21 protein-coding genes are annotated in these 17252 nt (G+C 35.6%); 1 reads left to right on the top strand and 20 read right to left on the bottom strand.

Features of this window, described 5'->3' with window-relative positions; genetic code table 11:
- Positions 1-65 precede the first annotated feature (65 nt).
- The 10 genes from purR to metG all read right to left on the bottom strand — a co-directional run bounded on the left by purR (position 66) and on the right by metG (position 9556).
- Positions 66-914 (bottom strand): pur operon repressor, encoded by an 849-nt coding sequence (gene purR, locus WAZ07_RS24510; protein ID WP_090918117.1) that lies wholly within the window; start codon positions 912-914, stop codon positions 66-68.
- A gap of 54 nt (positions 915-968) precedes the next feature.
- Positions 969-1838: a 4-(cytidine 5'-diphospho)-2-C-methyl-D-erythritol kinase gene (gene ispE / locus WAZ07_RS24505; protein WP_336474500.1), complete on the bottom strand. Its 870-nt coding sequence runs from the start codon at positions 1836-1838 to the stop codon at positions 969-971.
- 196 nt (positions 1839-2034) lie between these two features.
- A complete protein-coding gene (gene sspF / locus WAZ07_RS24500; RefSeq protein ID WP_090918113.1) occupies positions 2035-2214 on the bottom strand; it encodes an acid-soluble spore protein SspF in 180 nt (59 codons plus the stop codon).
- A gap of 95 nt (positions 2215-2309) precedes the next feature.
- Positions 2310-2585 (bottom strand): biofilm formation stimulator Veg, encoded by a 276-nt coding sequence (veg, locus tag WAZ07_RS24495; protein WP_035433605.1) that lies wholly within the window; start codon positions 2583-2585, stop codon positions 2310-2312.
- A gap of 139 nt (positions 2586-2724) precedes the next feature.
- Complete coding sequence (yabG, locus tag WAZ07_RS24490; RefSeq protein WP_090918109.1) at positions 2725-3588, bottom strand: sporulation peptidase YabG; 864 nt, start codon at positions 3586-3588, stop codon at positions 2725-2727.
- Between the two features lie 148 nt (positions 3589-3736).
- Positions 3737-4621, bottom strand: coding sequence for a 16S rRNA (adenine(1518)-N(6)/adenine(1519)-N(6))-dimethyltransferase RsmA (gene rsmA / locus WAZ07_RS24485; protein WP_336474499.1), 885 nt, complete (start codon positions 4619-4621; stop codon positions 3737-3739).
- The gene (rnmV, locus tag WAZ07_RS24480) at positions 4618-5175 is read right to left on the bottom strand and encodes a ribonuclease M5 (protein WP_035433610.1); all 558 of its coding nucleotides are present in this window, start codon (positions 5173-5175) and stop codon (positions 4618-4620) included. The genes rsmA and rnmV overlap by 4 nt, the downstream gene beginning before the upstream one ends.
- Positions 5176-5301: 126 nt before the next feature.
- The gene (locus tag WAZ07_RS24475) at positions 5302-6495 is read right to left on the bottom strand and encodes a ubiquitin-like domain-containing protein (RefSeq protein ID WP_336474498.1); all 1194 of its coding nucleotides are present in this window, start codon (positions 6493-6495) and stop codon (positions 5302-5304) included.
- Positions 6496-6627: 132 nt separating this feature from the next.
- Positions 6628-7395, bottom strand: a complete 768-nt coding sequence (locus WAZ07_RS24470) for a TatD family hydrolase (RefSeq protein WP_090918102.1) — start codon at positions 7393-7395, stop codon at positions 6628-6630.
- A gap of 178 nt (positions 7396-7573) precedes the next feature.
- Positions 7574-9556, bottom strand: coding sequence for a methionine--tRNA ligase (gene metG, locus WAZ07_RS24465; protein ID WP_336474497.1), 1983 nt, complete (start codon positions 9554-9556; stop codon positions 7574-7576).
- Between the two features lie 359 nt (positions 9557-9915).
- Here metG and WAZ07_RS24460 point away from each other — a divergent pair, with 359 nt between their 5' ends.
- Positions 9916-10200, top strand: coding sequence for an AbrB/MazE/SpoVT family DNA-binding domain-containing protein (locus WAZ07_RS24460; RefSeq protein ID WP_020062162.1), 285 nt, complete (start codon positions 9916-9918; stop codon positions 10198-10200).
- 21 nt (positions 10201-10221) lie between these two features.
- Here WAZ07_RS24460 and rsmI read toward each other — a convergent pair whose 3' ends face one another.
- The 10 genes from rsmI to WAZ07_RS24410 all read right to left on the bottom strand — a co-directional run.
- Positions 10222-11097: a 16S rRNA (cytidine(1402)-2'-O)-methyltransferase gene (gene rsmI, locus WAZ07_RS24455; RefSeq protein WP_090918098.1), complete on the bottom strand. Its 876-nt coding sequence runs from the start codon at positions 11095-11097 to the stop codon at positions 10222-10224.
- Positions 11066-11356 carry a GIY-YIG nuclease family protein gene (locus WAZ07_RS24450; protein ID WP_090918170.1) on the bottom strand — a complete coding sequence of 97 codons (291 nt, stop codon included), beginning with the start codon at positions 11354-11356 and terminating at the stop codon, positions 11066-11068. Before WAZ07_RS24450 ends, rsmI begins: the two co-directional genes overlap by 32 nt.
- Entirely contained in the window at positions 11343-12083 is a 741-nt protein-coding gene (locus tag WAZ07_RS24445; RefSeq protein ID WP_090918097.1) for a tRNA1(Val) (adenine(37)-N6)-methyltransferase, read from the bottom strand. The genes WAZ07_RS24450 and WAZ07_RS24445 overlap by 14 nt, the downstream gene beginning before the upstream one ends.
- A 148-nt stretch (positions 12084-12231) precedes the next feature.
- Complete coding sequence (gene yabA / locus WAZ07_RS24440) at positions 12232-12582, bottom strand: DNA replication initiation control protein YabA (RefSeq protein ID WP_336474496.1); 351 nt, start codon at positions 12580-12582, stop codon at positions 12232-12234.
- A 14-nt stretch (positions 12583-12596) separates the two neighbouring features.
- Positions 12597-13424, bottom strand: coding sequence for a PSP1 domain-containing protein (locus tag WAZ07_RS24435; protein ID WP_090918094.1), 828 nt, complete (start codon positions 13422-13424; stop codon positions 12597-12599).
- A 4-nt stretch (positions 13425-13428) separates the two neighbouring features.
- A complete protein-coding gene (gene holB, locus WAZ07_RS24430; protein WP_336474495.1) occupies positions 13429-14412 on the bottom strand; it encodes a DNA polymerase III subunit delta' in 984 nt (327 codons plus the stop codon).
- 32 nt (positions 14413-14444) lie between these two features.
- A complete protein-coding gene (tmk, locus tag WAZ07_RS24425; protein ID WP_090918090.1) occupies positions 14445-15071 on the bottom strand; it encodes a dTMP kinase in 627 nt (208 codons plus the stop codon).
- An 18-nt stretch (positions 15072-15089) separates the two neighbouring features.
- Entirely contained in the window at positions 15090-16499 is a 1410-nt protein-coding gene (locus tag WAZ07_RS24420) for an aminotransferase class I/II-fold pyridoxal phosphate-dependent enzyme (RefSeq protein ID WP_336474494.1), read from the bottom strand.
- 173 nt (positions 16500-16672) lie between these two features.
- Positions 16673-16858 carry a sigma factor G inhibitor Gin gene (locus WAZ07_RS24415; protein ID WP_336474493.1) on the bottom strand — a complete coding sequence of 62 codons (186 nt, stop codon included), beginning with the start codon at positions 16856-16858 and terminating at the stop codon, positions 16673-16675.
- Positions 16859-17066: 208 nt separating this feature from the next.
- Positions 17067-17252: hypothetical protein (locus WAZ07_RS24410; RefSeq protein WP_336474492.1), on the bottom strand; the 186-nt coding region annotated here is incomplete at its 5' end.

Here is a 17252-nt window from a genome sequence, read left to right as displayed (position 1 = left end):
ATCTTTTCCCCCGCTCTGACGAACAGTATCTTCTTTAAAACAATCTATGAAGAAGATTGTTTATCTTATTCAACTTCTACAATCATATCAGCAAATGGACTTAAAGAATAATTTCCTTTTTCCACTTGAATCGTCTTTTCTCTCACATCTACTTCAGACAAGCGAATTAACGAAACAAAGTTATCTACAAGTCTTTCCTCAATATCACTTGATTCCACTAAAACACCAATGCCAACAACATTTGCATTAAATTCCTCAAGCATACTCATCATACCTTGCACTGTTCCGCCAGCCTTCATAAAATCATCAATGATTAATACATTCGCACCTTCTGGAAGACTACGCTTTGCTAATGTCATCGTTTGAATACGCTTAGAAGAACCTGACACATAATTAATACTTACTGTTGGGCCTTCTGTTACTTTATTATCTTTTCTAGCAATTACGACTGGGACATTTAAATAATTGGCTACTGCATATGCTAAAGGAATCCCTTTTGTCGCAACTGTCATAACAGCGTCAATTGGCTGTCTTGCAAATACAGAAGCAAAAAGTCTTCCTGCACCATTAATGTAGCGCGGATTACTTAAAAGATCCGTCATATATAAATAACCACCCGGAAGAATACGATCAGGATTCTCAAATAATTTACAAAGCTCACTAATAATTTGCTTTGCTTCCTTCTGACTTATATATGGGATATATTTCACTCCTCCTGCTGCGCCTGGTACCGTTTGTAATGTGCCGACTCCTTGTTGTTCAAACGTTTGTTTAATAATAACTAAATCTTCACTAATAGAAGATTTAGCAGATTGATACCGTTCAGCAAAAAAAGTGAGAGAAACTAACTGACGAGGGTTTTGAAGCAAATAATAAGTCATATCGACTAACCTTGTACTTCGTCTAATTTTCATGCTCTCACCTCAAATTACGAATATTTTAAACAAATCATAACTTATTATACGCCTTTATTCAAGACCTTCTCGTTCTCCTAATAAACGAACTGCGTATACTTGATCACAAAATCCTTTTAAACCGTTATAAATACGGTGCATGCGTGAATCATGACGAACTAAACCAAAAACTGTTGGACCGCTACCACTCATTAAAACCGCATCTGCACCGAAACGTTTCATCTGAGCCTTAATATTTGCAACTTCAGGATGCATTGAAAATGTTACATCTTCTAATACATTGCCAACAGCATGACAAATTCCCTCATAGTCACCATTTTGAATCACTTCAACCATACGGTTTACATCTGGATGTGTTACACGATTTAATCGTAAATTCCCATATACGTCAGCTGTAGATACACCAATATGTGGTTTGGCCAAAATAACCCAGCAAGAAGGAGGTGTCTTAATATGTTCGATTTTCTCTCCACGACCTGTTGCAATGGCAGTTCCGCCATATACACAAAACGATACATCTGATCCAATCTCGGCACCTAATTCTGCAAGTTCATCAATTGTAAGTCCAAGATTCCATAATTGATTCAGACCTCTTAATGCTGCAGCTGCATCGCTGCTTCCACCTGCTAAGCCCGCTGCAACTGGAATCGTTTTTTCAATTGTAATAGATACTCCTCTTTTTACTTGAAAGCGTTCCTTTAACAATTTTGCCGCCTGATAAGCTAAATTTCTTTGGTCGTCTGGGACATAACGGTTATGAGATACAATTTCAATCCGGTCTTCAGATAACTCTGTTAGTTCTAACCGATCTGCTAAATCAATTGTTGTCATAATCATTTTAACTTCATGATAACCGTCCGGTCTTTTCCCTAGTACATCTAACGACAAATTAATTTTTGCTGGTGCTTTAACTAGTAGCTTCAATCTATTCACCTACTCTATGTACTCAATCTTTTATCGTTTATTTTACCATAAATTTATAGTAGAACGATGACACTTTCCTAATTATAACGAAAAGCATCAAGAATGAAACTACTTATACACTACGAATACAACTTTTTCGCGTGCAAAAAGCCGAGGAACATCTCCTCGGCTACCGTAGCATAGAAGTATCTTACTGTTACTGGTTTTGTTTCATCAATTGCTGCTCTGCAATTTCAATTGCACGTTTAACCATATTACCAGCATCTTTCGCACGAATTCCGCCCCATCCTTCTTTTTGCACGACATCATAAAATCCAAGCTCTTTTGCAAGCTCTTCTTTAAATTTATTTGACATGACTCCTCTTCGTCTACTCAACGCAAGTCCCCCTTTATCGCTACGGTACATTTAGTATGTGACACTACGAATTTCTTCAAATCCGGAAAATATATGTAATCAAACAGATCCCATCCTTAAACAGATTGTTCACCTAACATGATTTCATTATCTTGTGCATCATAAAACGTAAGCTCAACAGTCTCTGTTAATACGTCTGCATAACTATAAGAAACACGCTGAAATGTATCTTCTTGTTGATCAAGTTGAACTACAAAAACCGAACGGTATGTTTCTGCCAGCACACCAGATCGTTCTATCGTCTTCCTTCTTCCACTATTGGCTTTTAGCATAAGCCTCTGACCAAGATGATGGTCCAAAGCACTTTTAATTTCATCTAAACGTTTTGACATATCATGCTACACCTCGCTGTAATTGGGATGGAAAGTATAAAAATACAAGTTATACATATATAGTCTGTACGTTCTTATACTTTTTTATCCAAATCTCAAAAAGCGCATACATAAAAAGCAAGGCAAATGCTTACCTTGCTCACTCTTCATAATATTGAAAGGGCAATCCTGTTCGTAAAATTCCTTTTGTTTCAATTCCACCAAGCCCCTTCTCACCGGTTACTGTATTGCGTATTACATCCCAAACATTAACCCGTTCCATAAAAGAAGTAAAGCTCACTTTTGCTACAACATATACTGGATCTAATGCATGAATATTAATACGGGACGGAGAGCTTGCAAAATTTGCTCCAGCTCGAATAAGAGCTTCAAAATGCGATTGACATGCTCCAGCAAAAATAACAGGGTGATCTAATGAAGGATACTTTTTTCGTACTGTACGTACAGCCTGTACAAAATGCTTAGAATGACGATAAGCGGCTAAATTGCCCATTTCTCCTTTTGATTTTGTATAAGCATCATGTCCGGTAATCACTAAGATATCAGGACGAACATGCTCAATTAAATCTAGAACCTTGTCTTGCATCTCCGTTTCTTTACAATGAATTCCCTGTACAGGCACACCTATTTTCGTATATAGATCTAAGCATTTTCTTAAATATAAAGGATCCCCATCAAGATGGAGCACTTTACCTGGCATTTGAAAATAATTTACTTCATTTGCATAGCCGCCTGTTGACTGATATTCTTGGCGCTCTCTCATTAATACATAATCTTGTTGAAATAAACGATATGTCTTTTCCATTGTTTCTCGTTCCTGTTTCACTCTTTTCGTATAATCCCGTTGATCGACAAGAACTAAATCTTCTATTGGTGCATCTGCTACGAGCCGAAATTCTTCCCCAAACAAAATTGCTATCGTGTCTTTTATTTCTGTTACTCGAAAAAGAAGGTCGCGCTTATAAGACTTTCTCTCCACTAAATCTCCAACGTGTACAGCCATCCTTTTACCTCCAAACTCGTAGGGACATATAACTCACTACGTTCTGTTTTAGCCTATGAACTTATAGGAAAAAGGTGACAAAAAAGGTAGCTCAAAACGAGCTACCTTTTACATTTTATATAAAGTGAAACTTCCATCAGTGGGGGTCTTATTGCCCGTTAATGCGGGATAAAAATAAAGCGTTGCTTAACTTTGCAAACTCTTCAATTGATAATGTTTCGCCTCTTCGTTTCGGATCAATTTCAACTTCTGCTAATATACGTTCAAGTAATATTTTATCCTTTGGAAAACCATTTAAATTATTAGATAAATTATTCATTAATGTTTTACGTCGCTGTGCAAAGCTAGCACGCACTACTTCGAAGAAGAATGCTTCATCTTTTACTTCCACAAGTGGCTTTGGACGTCTTAGTAAACGAATAACTGCTGAATCTACATTTGGCTGTGGTACAAATACTGTACGCGGAACCGTCATCACCGTTTCTGGTTCTGTATAGTATTGAATGGCAATTGACAACGAACCATAATCTTTTGTTCCTGGACGAGCTGCTAAGCGATCTGCTACTTCTTTTTGCATCATCACAACAAAACCACGCACTGGTAATTGTTCTTCTAATAACTTAAATAAAATTGGCGTTGTCACATAGTATGGTAAGTTCGCTACTACCATTACATCTTGCCCTTCTTCAAACTGCTCTTGAAATACAGTATTTACATCAGCTTTTAAAATATCCTTATTAATTACCGTTACATTATTATAAGGCGCTAATGTCTCTTCTAAAATAGGTAAAAGACGTTGATCAATTTCAAACGCTACTACCTTCTTAGCACGTTTTGCCAGTTGTTCTGTTAATGCTCCAATACCAGGTCCAATCTCGATTGCCCCACTCTCAGATCCAACCTCCGCGTAATCTACAATCCGATTTAATACATTTGTATCAATTAAAAAGTTTTGTCCTAAACTCTTTTTAAATGAAAATCCATACTTTTCAACAATATCTTTTGTACGATTTGGCGTTGCGATATCTTTCATTTCTTTTCCTCCTGTAATACTTGCTTATACGCTTTTGCAAAATCCTGCTTTGAAATTTGAAACATTTGCAAACGTTTATGTAACTGTTTTGCATTTGTATAACCGATTTTTAATAGCTTACCCATTCGTTCTCTCCGGCTTTTTGCTTTTTCTCCACCAACAAGCCCCGCTTCTACTAAGTCAATCCAATGAATTTCGCTCGTGTACTCTTCCATCTCTCCATGTAAACTTTCCAAAGCGCGCCTAATAGATTCGTTAGAAGCATGCTCAATGCCAACACCCTTCTTTCGCTTTGCCAATGCTTCTTCTTTTGGTAAAAATGCGTGTTTACATCCTGGCACTTTCTCAGAAATAATTTTACGAATACGTTCTCCAGGGTAATCAGGGTCTGTAAAAATAATAACACCTCGTGTTTGTTGCGCCAATTTTACCTGTTCAATGACATGATCTCCAATTGCCGAACCGTTCGTTTCAATTGTATCTGCATCCACTGCACGCTTAATGGCAACCGTATCATCCTTACCTTCCACAACAATTATTTCTTTAATCTTCATAACTTCCTCCACACTCATTTCACATCTCTAATTAGTAAAACAAAAAAACGCCTACTTTTCCATTATTATTTTCCTAGTTGATACAATTTAAAAAGCAGAGGAGAAAAAGTTCCTCTGCTTACCATATTATTGTAACACTTTAATCTTTACTTGTTTTCTTCCCCAAGCATCTACCTGTGATTCTGTTGGCATAAGAACATCAATACGATACCCTTTAATTGCTCCGCCCGTGTCACCAGCAACTGCATATCCATATCCTTCTACCCATACCTTTGTTCCAAGAGGAATAATCCGTGGATCTACTGCAATTAATTTCATATTTGGATTTTCCTTATAATTATAACCACCCGCGCTTACACCTTGGCATCCACCACAATACGGTGAGTAAGCTGTTGCTTGCACAAAAAATTCGTTGGCAACTACACCTTCTGCATCATCTAAAATAGGCTTTTCTTCTTTTTTGCCAACAGCTACAATACGATTTTTTTCTTCTTGCACTATTTCTTCTTTCTGTAAGTTTCTTGAAACTTCATTTCCATCTTCTTTGATAACTGCAAATACTTTCTTCTTTTTTCCTTCTATTCCTTCTTGAATCACTTTTTCTGTTCCCTTAAGGAGTGAGGAATCTTCTTGTCTCACTTCAGTAAAGGGAATTGGCTCTTCCACTACATCGCTTACTTTTTCTACTCGAACCACTTTGACCTTCATATTTTGTTGCATCACTTCCTGTAAAGCCGGTTCTACTCTATCCATTTCGCTTAGTGATACTTGTCGTTCTTTCAAAAAGTTAGCGACAGTAGTCGAAGTTGACCATACTTGCTGTTCTTGACCGCCAACATATAATGTAACTGGGAATGCTTTTTGAATCATAATTTTTTGAGTGCCTTCTAACGATGTATGCAAACTAGGATATACTTTATCATGTTCACTAATTTCAATATGTTCTTCTACTAACAAATCTTTTACTGTTTTTGCTGTTGATTGTACTTGTTTCTCTTTTCCATCCACTATAATCGTAAATGGCTTCGCTTTTTCGACAATTACTTTCATTTCATCCTTAATTTTCGCAGAAATTGCTGGATATATATGATCTTTTGCTGCCACTTGAATCTTCTCTTCCTGCAACAACTCACTTACAGTATTCGCATGTGTATAAATTTCTTGTTTCTTTCCATCTACTTCAACAGTTATTTTATCTGTTGTTCCCGCATAAGCTACTGTCCCAACAGATCCTGAAATAATTAATGCACTCGTAAATCTTACTACTAATCTTTTGTTCACTTCTAACCTGGATAATAACTTTTTAGCATTTGCAATCAAAATAAAGTACCCTCCCTGTCTAGATCAGAATTATTAACTCTCATTCTCCTACTATTTCTAGTAGTGTTACTTATCTGAAGATAAACATAGGTGAAGGAAGAAAGAGAGGAGGAATACCTCCTCTACTTCTCATTATTGAATGCCGAATAGTTTTTTTGCATTTTCTGTTGTTTTGACCGCTACTTCTTCATAAGATAGCCCTTTTAATTTTGCAATTTCCTCCGCAACAAGCTTTACATAGCTTGGTTCATTTCGTTTTCCACGAAACGGATGAGGAGTTAAATAAGGACAATCTGTTTCAATTAAAAGTTGTTCCATTGGAATTTCCATCGCAACTTCTTTTGGTTTCTTTGCATTTTTAAAGGTTACTGGCCCGCCTAATGAAATTAGAAAATTCATCTCCACACACTGTTTTGCAACTTCAACACTGCCACTAAAACAATGCATGATTCCTCCTACTTCAGCTGCATTTTCTTCTTTCAAAATATCTACGATGTCTTGCGTTGCATCCCGATTATGTATAATAATTGGTAAATTAACCTTTCTTGCTAGCTTAATTTGTTTACGAAATACTTCTTTTTGCACTTCTTTCGGAGATTTGTCCCAATGATAATCTAAGCCCATTTCACCAAGTGCAACGACTTTCGGATGAGCCGCTAACTCTTCCAGCCATTTTAAATGTTCTTCTGTCATATCAATCGCATCAACGGGATGCCAACCAACAGCTGCATAAATAAAATCATATGTTTCTGCCAATTCAATTGCCTTTTTGATGGTCACTTCATCAAAACCAACTACAACTGTATAAGAAACACCTGCTTCTTTCATTCTTGCAATTACTTCCTGTAAATCCTCTTCAAATTGCTCTGCGTTTAAATGTGAATGTGTATCAAACAGCATAATAAGAACTCCTTTTATTTGAAATAAATTCTATCATAGGGGAAAATTACTTTCCTAACAGGACAATAACAACCATATTACAATTTTGATACAAAAAAGGGAAATTTAGAAAGATTTTCAACGAGAAAAAAGATGCTTCACAAATGTTACACGTGAAACATCTCTCATTTTGTCGTTATTACTTAATTTTTGTACCGCTTGGTAAGTTTTGATCGACTGTTGCTAATGACAACTTTCCATTTTCTTCGCCTGCCAAAATCATACCTTGTGATAATTCTCCACGTAATTTTACTGGTTTTAAATTTGTAACACAGATAACTTTCTTCCCTTTTAATTCTTCTGGAGAGTAAAATTTAGCAATTCCAGAGACAACTTGTCGTTTTTCTGTGCCTAAATCAAGTTGGATCTTTAACAGCTTATCTGCTTTTTTTACAGGTTCTGCATCTAGTACTTCTGCTACGCGTAAGTCTACTTTAAAGAAATCATCAATTGAAATTTCTTCTACCTCTGGCGCCGCTTCTTTCTTTCTTTCTACTTTTGGAGCAGATCCTTTCATTTGTTCTTTAATATATTCCACTTCTACTTCTACTTCTAAGCGTGGAAATACAGGTTGTCCTTTCACAACTTTTGTACCAACTGGAATGCAGCCAATTGTAGAAAGGCTATTCCAAGTTTTATATTCTTCATCTGTAATTCCAATTTGTTCAAAGATTTTCCCTGGTGTTTCTGTCAAGAATGGCATTAACAGAATTGCTATTTGACGCAGTGTTTCTGCAAGATGTGCCATAACAGAAGCCAGTTTCTCACAATCACTTTCATCTTTTGCTAATACCCATGGCTGTGTTTCGTCGATATATTTATTAGTACGGCTAACAAGTTGCCAAATTGTACTTAGTGCTACTGAAAACTCCATGTTTTCCATTGCATCTTCTACTTTTTGCAGTGTATCTTTTGCAAATGTTACTAAAGCTTCATCAAACTCTGTTACATTTTCTTTATAGGCTGGAATTTCTCCGTCAAAATATTTATCAATCATTGCTACTGTACGATTTAATAAATTTCCTAAATCATTTGCAAGATCAAAATTAATACGCTCAACAAATCCTTCTGGTGTAAATACACCATCTGATCCAAATGGTACTTCACGAAGTAGATAATAACGAAGTGCATCTAAACCATAACGATCAATTAACGTAACAGGATCTACTACATTCCCTTTTGATTTACTCATTTTTCCGTCTTTCATTAAAATCCAACCATGTGCAAATATTTTTTTCGGAAGTGGTAAATCAAGAGCCATTAAGATAATTGGCCAATAAATTGTATGGAAACGAACAATTTCTTTTCCTACTAAATGAACATCTGCCGGCCAATATTTTTTATACTTTTCTTCATTCTCCGTTCCGTACCCTAATGCCGTAATATAGTTAGATAATGCATCTACCCATACGTAAATAACATGCTTGGGGTTACCCGGTACACGAACACCCCAATCAAAAGAAGTACGAGAAACAGCTAAATCTTCTAATCCTGGTTTAATGAAATTATTAATCATTTCATTTTTACGTGATTCTGGTTGAATGAAGTGTGGATTATCTTCATAGAACTTTAATAGTCGATCTACATATTTCCCCATTCTAAAGAAGTAGGATTCTTCACGAACAAGCTCTACTTGGTGGCCACTATCTGGGCTCTTCCCGCCAACTATTTTTCCGTTCTCCATCACTGGATCAACAAGTTGATGCTCTGTATAAAACGTTTCATCTTGTACAGAATACCAACCTTCATATTCATCAAGATAAATATCACCTTGATCAACAAGTTGTTTAAAGATTTTTTCCACAACTTCTTTATGACGGTTTTCTGTTGTACGAATAAAATCGTCATAAGAAATATCCATTTTACTCCACAGTTCTTTAATTCCCGCTACGATGTTGTCAACGTATGCCTGTGGTGTAACATTTAATTCTTCTGCTTTTTTTTGAATCTTTTGTCCGTGTTCATCAGTGCCTGTTAAGTAGTACACATCGTATCCCTGCATACGTTTATAGCGCGCCATTGCATCTCCCGCTACTGTCGTATAAGCATGTCCAATGTGAAGCTTTCCACTCGGATAATAAATCGGAGTTGTAATGTAAAAGGTCTTATTTTCCTCTGTCATTATTTTAAACCTCCCAAATGACCTCATATGTATTTATAAACAGTATATCAAAAACTTACGTATAAAGACGAGTGTATGTGCTATATCTTTATCATCTATTACTCATATCAATAAAAAATATACATTTCTATATTCCGACACTAGTAATAAAATTCTAAGAATAAAATAAATCTCTCTATACATCTATTATTTTTTAGTATATATAATAAATAGATGCGAAAATCTACAAAACTTTTATAAATTTTATAATTAAAGAATTGACGGAAATGTAAATGATTGGTATCATAGGTTCATAGGGTATTTTGTCGAAAAATGGCGAATTAAAATAGACTTGCAGAATATGAGGAGGAAAAACAAATATGAAATCTACTGGTATCGTTCGTAAAGTTGATGAATTAGGCCGCGTTGTAATTCCAATTGAATTACGTCGTACACTAGGTATTGCAGAAAAGGATGCTCTTGAAATCTACGTTGATGATGAAAAAATCATCTTAAAAAAATATAAACCAAACATGACTTGCCAAGTAACTGGTGAAGTTTCTGATAGTAACCTTTCATTAGCTGAAGGTAAAATCATTTTAAGCCCAGAAGGCGCAGAGCAAATCTTAAATGAATTACAACAATTTATCGCAGCAGCAAAATAAAGCTTCTCTAATAGAGAAGCTTTATTTTTTTTCAACATGATATGCTTGATATACGTCTCTTTTCGACATATTTCGATCCTTTGTAACAATTTTAATTGCTTCTTTAGAAGAAAGGCCTTTCTCCTTTATGTAGTATTCGACATGTTCTTCAACTGTTAATGATTCCCACCATGCCTCTTCACTAATTGCTTCTTCTGTAGAACCTTCTACTAAAACACAAAATTCTCCGCGCACTTCATTTTCCTTTGCCCAATGAATGACTTCTTCTAAAGAACCATGAATAAATTCTTCAAATTTCTTCGTAAGCTCACGACATAATACAACGTTTCTATTCCCTAATACATCTTTCATAGAGACTAATGTTTCTCCTAATCGATGCGGTGCCTCATAAAACATCATTGTATCTGGAATATAACGTAGCTTCTCTAATTCTGCTTTACGTTCTTTTTTATGACGCTGTAAAAACCCATAGAAATAAAAGTGTTTTGTTTCTAATCCTGATGCAATTAACGCTGTAAGTGCGGCATTTGCCCCAGGAAGAGGTACAACTGAGTACCGCTCTGCTACTGCTTGCACAACAATGTCATAGCCAGGATCTGAGATACATGGCATACCTGCATCACTGACAAGTGCTACCGTTTTCCCTTGTTCTAACATATCTAAAATTTTTTGCCCGCTCACTTCTTTATTATGTTCATGGTAACTCATTACTGGTGTTTCAATTTCAAAGTAATTGCACAGCTTTTTCGTTTGCCTTGTATCTTCCGCTGCAATAAAGTCTGCTTCTTTTAACATACGAATTGCACGAAATGTCATATCTTCCAAATTTCCAATTGGAGTTGGAACTAAATATAATGTTCCTCTTTCATTCATCTGAAAACTTTTTTGCTGCCACATAATAATCTCCTTTTTGTATATACTCATCTTTTTGTTTCCGTTTTAGTTGCTTGAAACGATATTCTGCCTGCATCGCAGTTCTTTTTTCTTCATAAGTTTCAAAATATTTTAATATAACAGGACGTCTTGCTCTTGTATAACGTGCTCCTTTTCCACTATTATGGGCCTTAATTCGCTTCTCTAGATGGTTTGTATATCCTGCATAGTAGCTTCCATCGGCACATTCAACAACATAAAAATAATGTTTATTCTGCTCCATATAAAATTTCATTCATTTCCTTCGTATATTTATTATTATCTTCATATACAAAAAGAGGTGGCAAAATTTTTAAATCTGCATTCCCATCTTTAATACCCTCAATTAATAATGTATTAGCTTCTTTACCTGCTTTTGGATACACAAATTGGAGGCGCTTTGGCTCAATCTTATATTTTCTCATAAGCGTTACAATATCAAGCAAACGACCAGGTCGATGTACAAAAGCAACTTTTCCTCCTTGCTTAACAAGTTGGCTGCTAACACGTACAACATCTTCTAGTGTACACATAATTTCATGACGAGCGATTGCTAAATGTTCATTTAAATTTTGCTCAGATGGTTTTGGCGTTTGAAAGTATGGTGGATTGCATGTAACAACATCAAATTGATGTCGTCCCAATTGCTCCGGCATATGCTTTAAATCGCCATGAATAAGCTGTATTCTCTCCTCTAAATCATTATATTGAACACTTCTAACACCCATATTGTAAATACGCTCTTGTATTTCAACTCCCGTAATCTTCCCCTTCGTACGGGAACTTAATAAAAGAGGAATCACTGCATTACCAGTACACAAATCTAATATATTTCCTTTCTGAATGGGCACCCACGCAAAGTTTGCCAATAATACTGCATCTAATGAAAAATTAAATACTGACGGACTTTGAATAATTTTCATATCTTTTGATAGTAAATAATCTAAACGTTCATCTCCATACAACTGCATGTCTTTCTTCCTTCCTTATCTCATTCAAGCTTTATTTTAGCAAACGTTAAGACAATCTGGGCTACGCTCATAACAGTCTAACGTCCATTACTTCTATTTTGATTATATGTACAAAAAATTACCTTTCCAATTTATTGGAAAGGTAATTTTATTTTTTATTTAAAAATGATAAACAGAATAAACAATCCCCTTCTTTACGTACACTTCCATAATGCAAATTGCAAATATGAAAACCTTCTTGATACAGGCGTGCTAAATTATCATATCCTTCACCGATATCTATTTTAGGCTTTATTTCTTTTCGCTTATTCGACTTCTGTTTCTGCTTATTCTGAACTTCTTCAAAACGCTTCCGCAAATTTTCATTTTCCATTTTAATATGTTGGTTTTCTTCAAGTAGCTCTGCGAGATGCTGCTTTAACTCTCCCAACTGTTTATAGAGATATCCAATTTGCTCTTCCATACTGGAAACCGCTGCAAAAATATCTTTTTTCTCCACAAGCACCCACCTCATTAATCTGTGGTTTGACTCGAAACGACCCCTTTATTCATTAATTCATCTAACGTATATTCTACTATCCGTTCCTTGTCTACTAACTCCACTTGAATTAATCTTTCTAAAATATTTAATCCGATTACACGACCAAGACCATTCGGTGTTTGTATCTTCTCATCTAAATCTGGAAGTTGCTCTTTTGCTGCCTCATATTCATCATTTTCATACTTTAAACAACACATCAATCGCCCACATAATCCTGAAATTTTCGCAGGATTTAATGATAAATTTTGATCTTTTGCCATTTTTATGGATACAGGTTCAAAATCTCCTAAAAAAGTAGAACAGCAAAGCATTCGGCCACATGGACCAATACCACCTAGCATTTTTGCTTCATCACGAACACCAATTTGTCTTAATTCGATTCTTGTCCGAAAAATAGCCGCCAAATCTTTTACAAGCTCGCGAAAATCAATGCGACCGTCTGCCGTAAAATAAAAAATAACCTTATTACGATCAAATGTATATTCCACGTCAACAAGCTTCATATCAAGATCATGCTCGATTACTTTCTCCTGACAAACTTGATATGCTTCTTTTGCTGCACGTTTATTTTCCTCAACAATTGTACGGTCAGTTTCATTTGCAATCCGAATAACTTTCTTTAGTGGTAGTACAACATCATTTTCATCGACTTGTTTCTTCGTGATAACAACTTTCCCATATTCGATTCCCCGTACTGTCTCCACGATTGCAAATTCATTTTCTGAGATATCAAATTGATTTGGGTCAAAGTAATACACTTTTCCGGCCTTCTTAAATCGAACACCTACTACATCATACAAACGGTCATCCCTCCTGCAACCGCAACACTAACTGCTCGAACACAAGCTGCGCATTTACATTAGCGTTGATTCTATTTTTTGCTTCTAATATACTGAAAAGAGCCGATACAATGCGCTTTTGAGAATAGGAAAAAGATTGAAATAACTCCTTTTGGTCTTGAAAAACGAGACGCTCTTCTTCTTCCAATTGAACATATAATAAATCCTTATAAATAAGGAGCAACATATCTAATCCTAGCTGTAGTTGTTCTTTCTCTCCAAAATGCTTCACCCACTTCTCCTGTACAAAAAAAAGAGACGTGGCATCTTTCTCTAGGGCTTCACATAATTTTATCACTAAAGTTCGTGCTTGTGCAAACCATTCATCATTACAAAACGATAGTGCCTCATCAAAACTATTTGTAAGTTCCGCTGCAAGATTCCCTAAAGAAATACTTATTTTTTCACTTTCTAAACGGTTAACCAAAGCACTTTTCGGAAGCGGTCTAAATGTGACAATTTGACAGCGGGATAAAATAGTACTTAAAATTTGATGACTTTGCTCAGTTAACAAAATTGCCGCTGTGTCACTACTTGGTTCTTCTAAAAATTTAAGCAGCGTATTTGCAGCATTTGTTGTCATCTTATCGGCATGCTCAATAATATATATTTTTTTAGTTGCTTCTAGACCTGTTTTTGAAAACTCTTCTTGTAATTCATGAATTTGCTGTTTCTTAATGGATAGACCATCTGGTGCAACAATATATACGTTTGGATGATTGCCCGAATTAATGCGTCGGCAATTCGTACATGTATGGCAAGGTTCTACTCCATTTCGTTGTAAACAAAGAAAGCTTTTCGCCATTTGCATAGCTGTTTCTAGTTTACCTGTTCCTTTTGGCCCTTCTAACAAATAAGCGTGGGATATACGCTCTTTTGCAATACTATTCATTAACATTTTTACAACAATGGGTTGTATTAGAGACAGTTGTTCCCACGTCTTCGTCATATTCCATACCTCACTTTTTATACTTTCTTCTATTATAACAATTTTTGTTCAATAAGCTGAGTAACTTCTTCTACAACAGCTTCCATTGGTTGATCTGCATTTACAACGACGATGCGATCTGCAAATCGATCTACTAATTGTAAATATCCTTCACGAACACGTTCATGAAATTCCATGCTTTCTAAATCTAAACGATTCACTTCTCTATTACCATCTTTTTTAATGCGCGCTAAGCCAACCCCTGGTTCGATATCCAAATAGATTGTAATATCCGGCATACAATCTTCTGTCGCAAAACGATTAATTTCAAATACCTTATCAACGCCAAGGCCCCTTGCATATCCTTGATAAGCAAGAGAACTATCTATAAAACGATCACATATTACAATATAATTGTCTTCTAAAGCTGGCATGACCTTCTCTACTAAATGTTGTCTGCGTGCTGCAGCATATAATAATGCTTCTGTACGTGCTTCCATCATTGTATGCTCTTTTTTATGTAAAATGGTACGAATTTCCTCTGAAATCACAATCCCGCCCGGTTCGCGTGTTGCCACTACTTTTTGTTTCTTCTTCTCGAAGTACGGCAATAATTTTGTAATTAATGTAGATTTTCCTGATCCTTCTGGCCCTTCAATCGTTACAAACAATCCCTTCATCCATAAAACCTTCTTTCTCTATATATCGTATACAGTAATATTTTTTATATTTCCTTGAAAACGTGCACCAGTCTCTTCTAAACCAGAAATTTGATTTATATGCTCTAATGTAATTTCCTCTCCATACATGACTAGAGGAATCCCTGGTGGATAAGGTATAATCATATCGGCCGCAATCATGCCTAACGCCTCGCGTAATGGCACAACTTTTTTCTTATATTTTTCCAACTGTTTATATGTAAATGACAAAGAAGATAAATTATCCTTATAAGGATAATTTATATGGGGCTTACTATCTTCTACATCGTATGAGCATAGTACATCTTGTATCTTATCAATCACTTGTATATAATCTTCATTTACTTGGAGCGGTAAAATAAGTAAAACATTATATGGATCTGCCATTTCAACATAGATACCTATCTCTTCAAATAGACGTTGTAATTCATATCCAGAGAGCTTACAGCGTGTTTGCACTGTTACTTTTAATGCATCTTGTATTGGATAGTCTAAAACAGCAAGTTGTGGAATACGATTTAATTTCTCGCGAAACCGCTGAGTAAACGCGGCAATCTCCTTTCCTCCCTCTTCTCTTATCTTCGCTAATACAAAACGAGCTATATCTAGTGAAACCATTATTGGATAAGAAGGACTACTAGATTGCAACATATTTAAATAAAAAGAAACTTTTTCTTCATCAACAAGCGAACTATTTACGTGTAAGTATGAACCCATTGTCATTGCTGGTAATGTTTTATGTGCCGAATGAACAACAATATCAGCCCCATACGCAAGCGCTGATGTTGGAAAAGGCTCCCCGATACAAAAATGCGCTCCATGTGCCTCATCTACTAAAACAGGAATGCCATTTTTATGCGCTAATGCAATACTCTTTTCTAAATCTACACCCACACCATAATAGTTTGGATGCGTTAAAATAAGAGCTTTCGTTTGTGGATATTGCAAAATTGCATCTTCAATCGTTTCATACGGGACACCAACTGGTACACCAGATTTTTCATCAATCCATGGCTCCAGAAAGACAGGACGCGCCCCAGTCAATTTAAGTCCATTTATAATCGATTTATGAGCGTTTCTTTGTACAAGAACTGTATCATGTTCATTACAGCACGCTAACAACATAGCTAAATTCCCAACAGTTGAACCATTAATTAAAAAATGACTTTTTTGTACTGCATATAGATCCGCTAATAAACACTGTGCTTCTTCTATACATTCAAATGGACCATGAAGATCATCAAGTCCAGTAAGTTCTGTTACATCAATAGAAAGTATATCATGAAAATACTTTTGTGCTTCGTGTGGAAAATTTGTTCCATTTTTATGCCCCGGAACATGAAAGGATATAGGTTTCTTACTTGCAAAGGTCTTTAATGCTTCATATAAGGGCATTTTTCTTTGATCCATATTCACTCTTCCTTACTATTCATTCTCTCTATATTATACAGAGATTTTCACAAAAAAAAATAATAGGCAACTGCGCCTATTTTTCAATATAACTCCATTTTTATTTTTCAACATATAAGTTGCTGCTATACAGAAAAAAATGACCTGCACTCATTTTTTCAATTTGTATTTTTCTAAGGTAATACTTGTATTTTTCGCAGTTGCTGTAAATAAAACATATACTTTGGATCATTTGTATTTGTGTCTATCATTTCTCGTTCACATGATTCACATATGAAACTCGTATACAAATGAATTCCACTATCCTTTTTATGTTCACATACAATACAAACTTCTTCTTTTGCTGCGACATATCCCATATATTCGCCTATTTATCGTATTCTATCTAACCATTACTATATAAAATTAGACCAACGATAAATAAACTATTCCTCCCCTCTATACGAAATGGCAATATACATCTATAAGCGTTAACAATTTTTAAAAATATATACATCCTTTATACTTTTAGTGTATGAATCATTTCTAGGCGAAGTGTCTGTCTGATGCTTAGTTGAGCTTGCAATCTCAAAATAACGCACTTAATAAAGTGAAACTTCCATCAGTGGAGAGTTTTTCCATCTCCCACTGATGGAAAGCTCGCCCAATCGAGCACATGCCTGCAGTTATCCCCCACCTATCTTCTTTAGAAAAGCGGAAGTGGCTCGTCCAGAATGTGAGGGAGGATGGAGCTTCTGACGTAGAGGTGTTTTT

Origin of the sequence: Bacillus bruguierae (genome assembly GCF_037104725.1) — a bacterium.
GTDB lineage: Bacteria > Bacillota > Bacilli > Bacillales > Bacillaceae_G > Bacillus_A > Bacillus_A bruguierae.
This window is presented reverse-complemented; position numbering and strand designations above follow the sequence as displayed.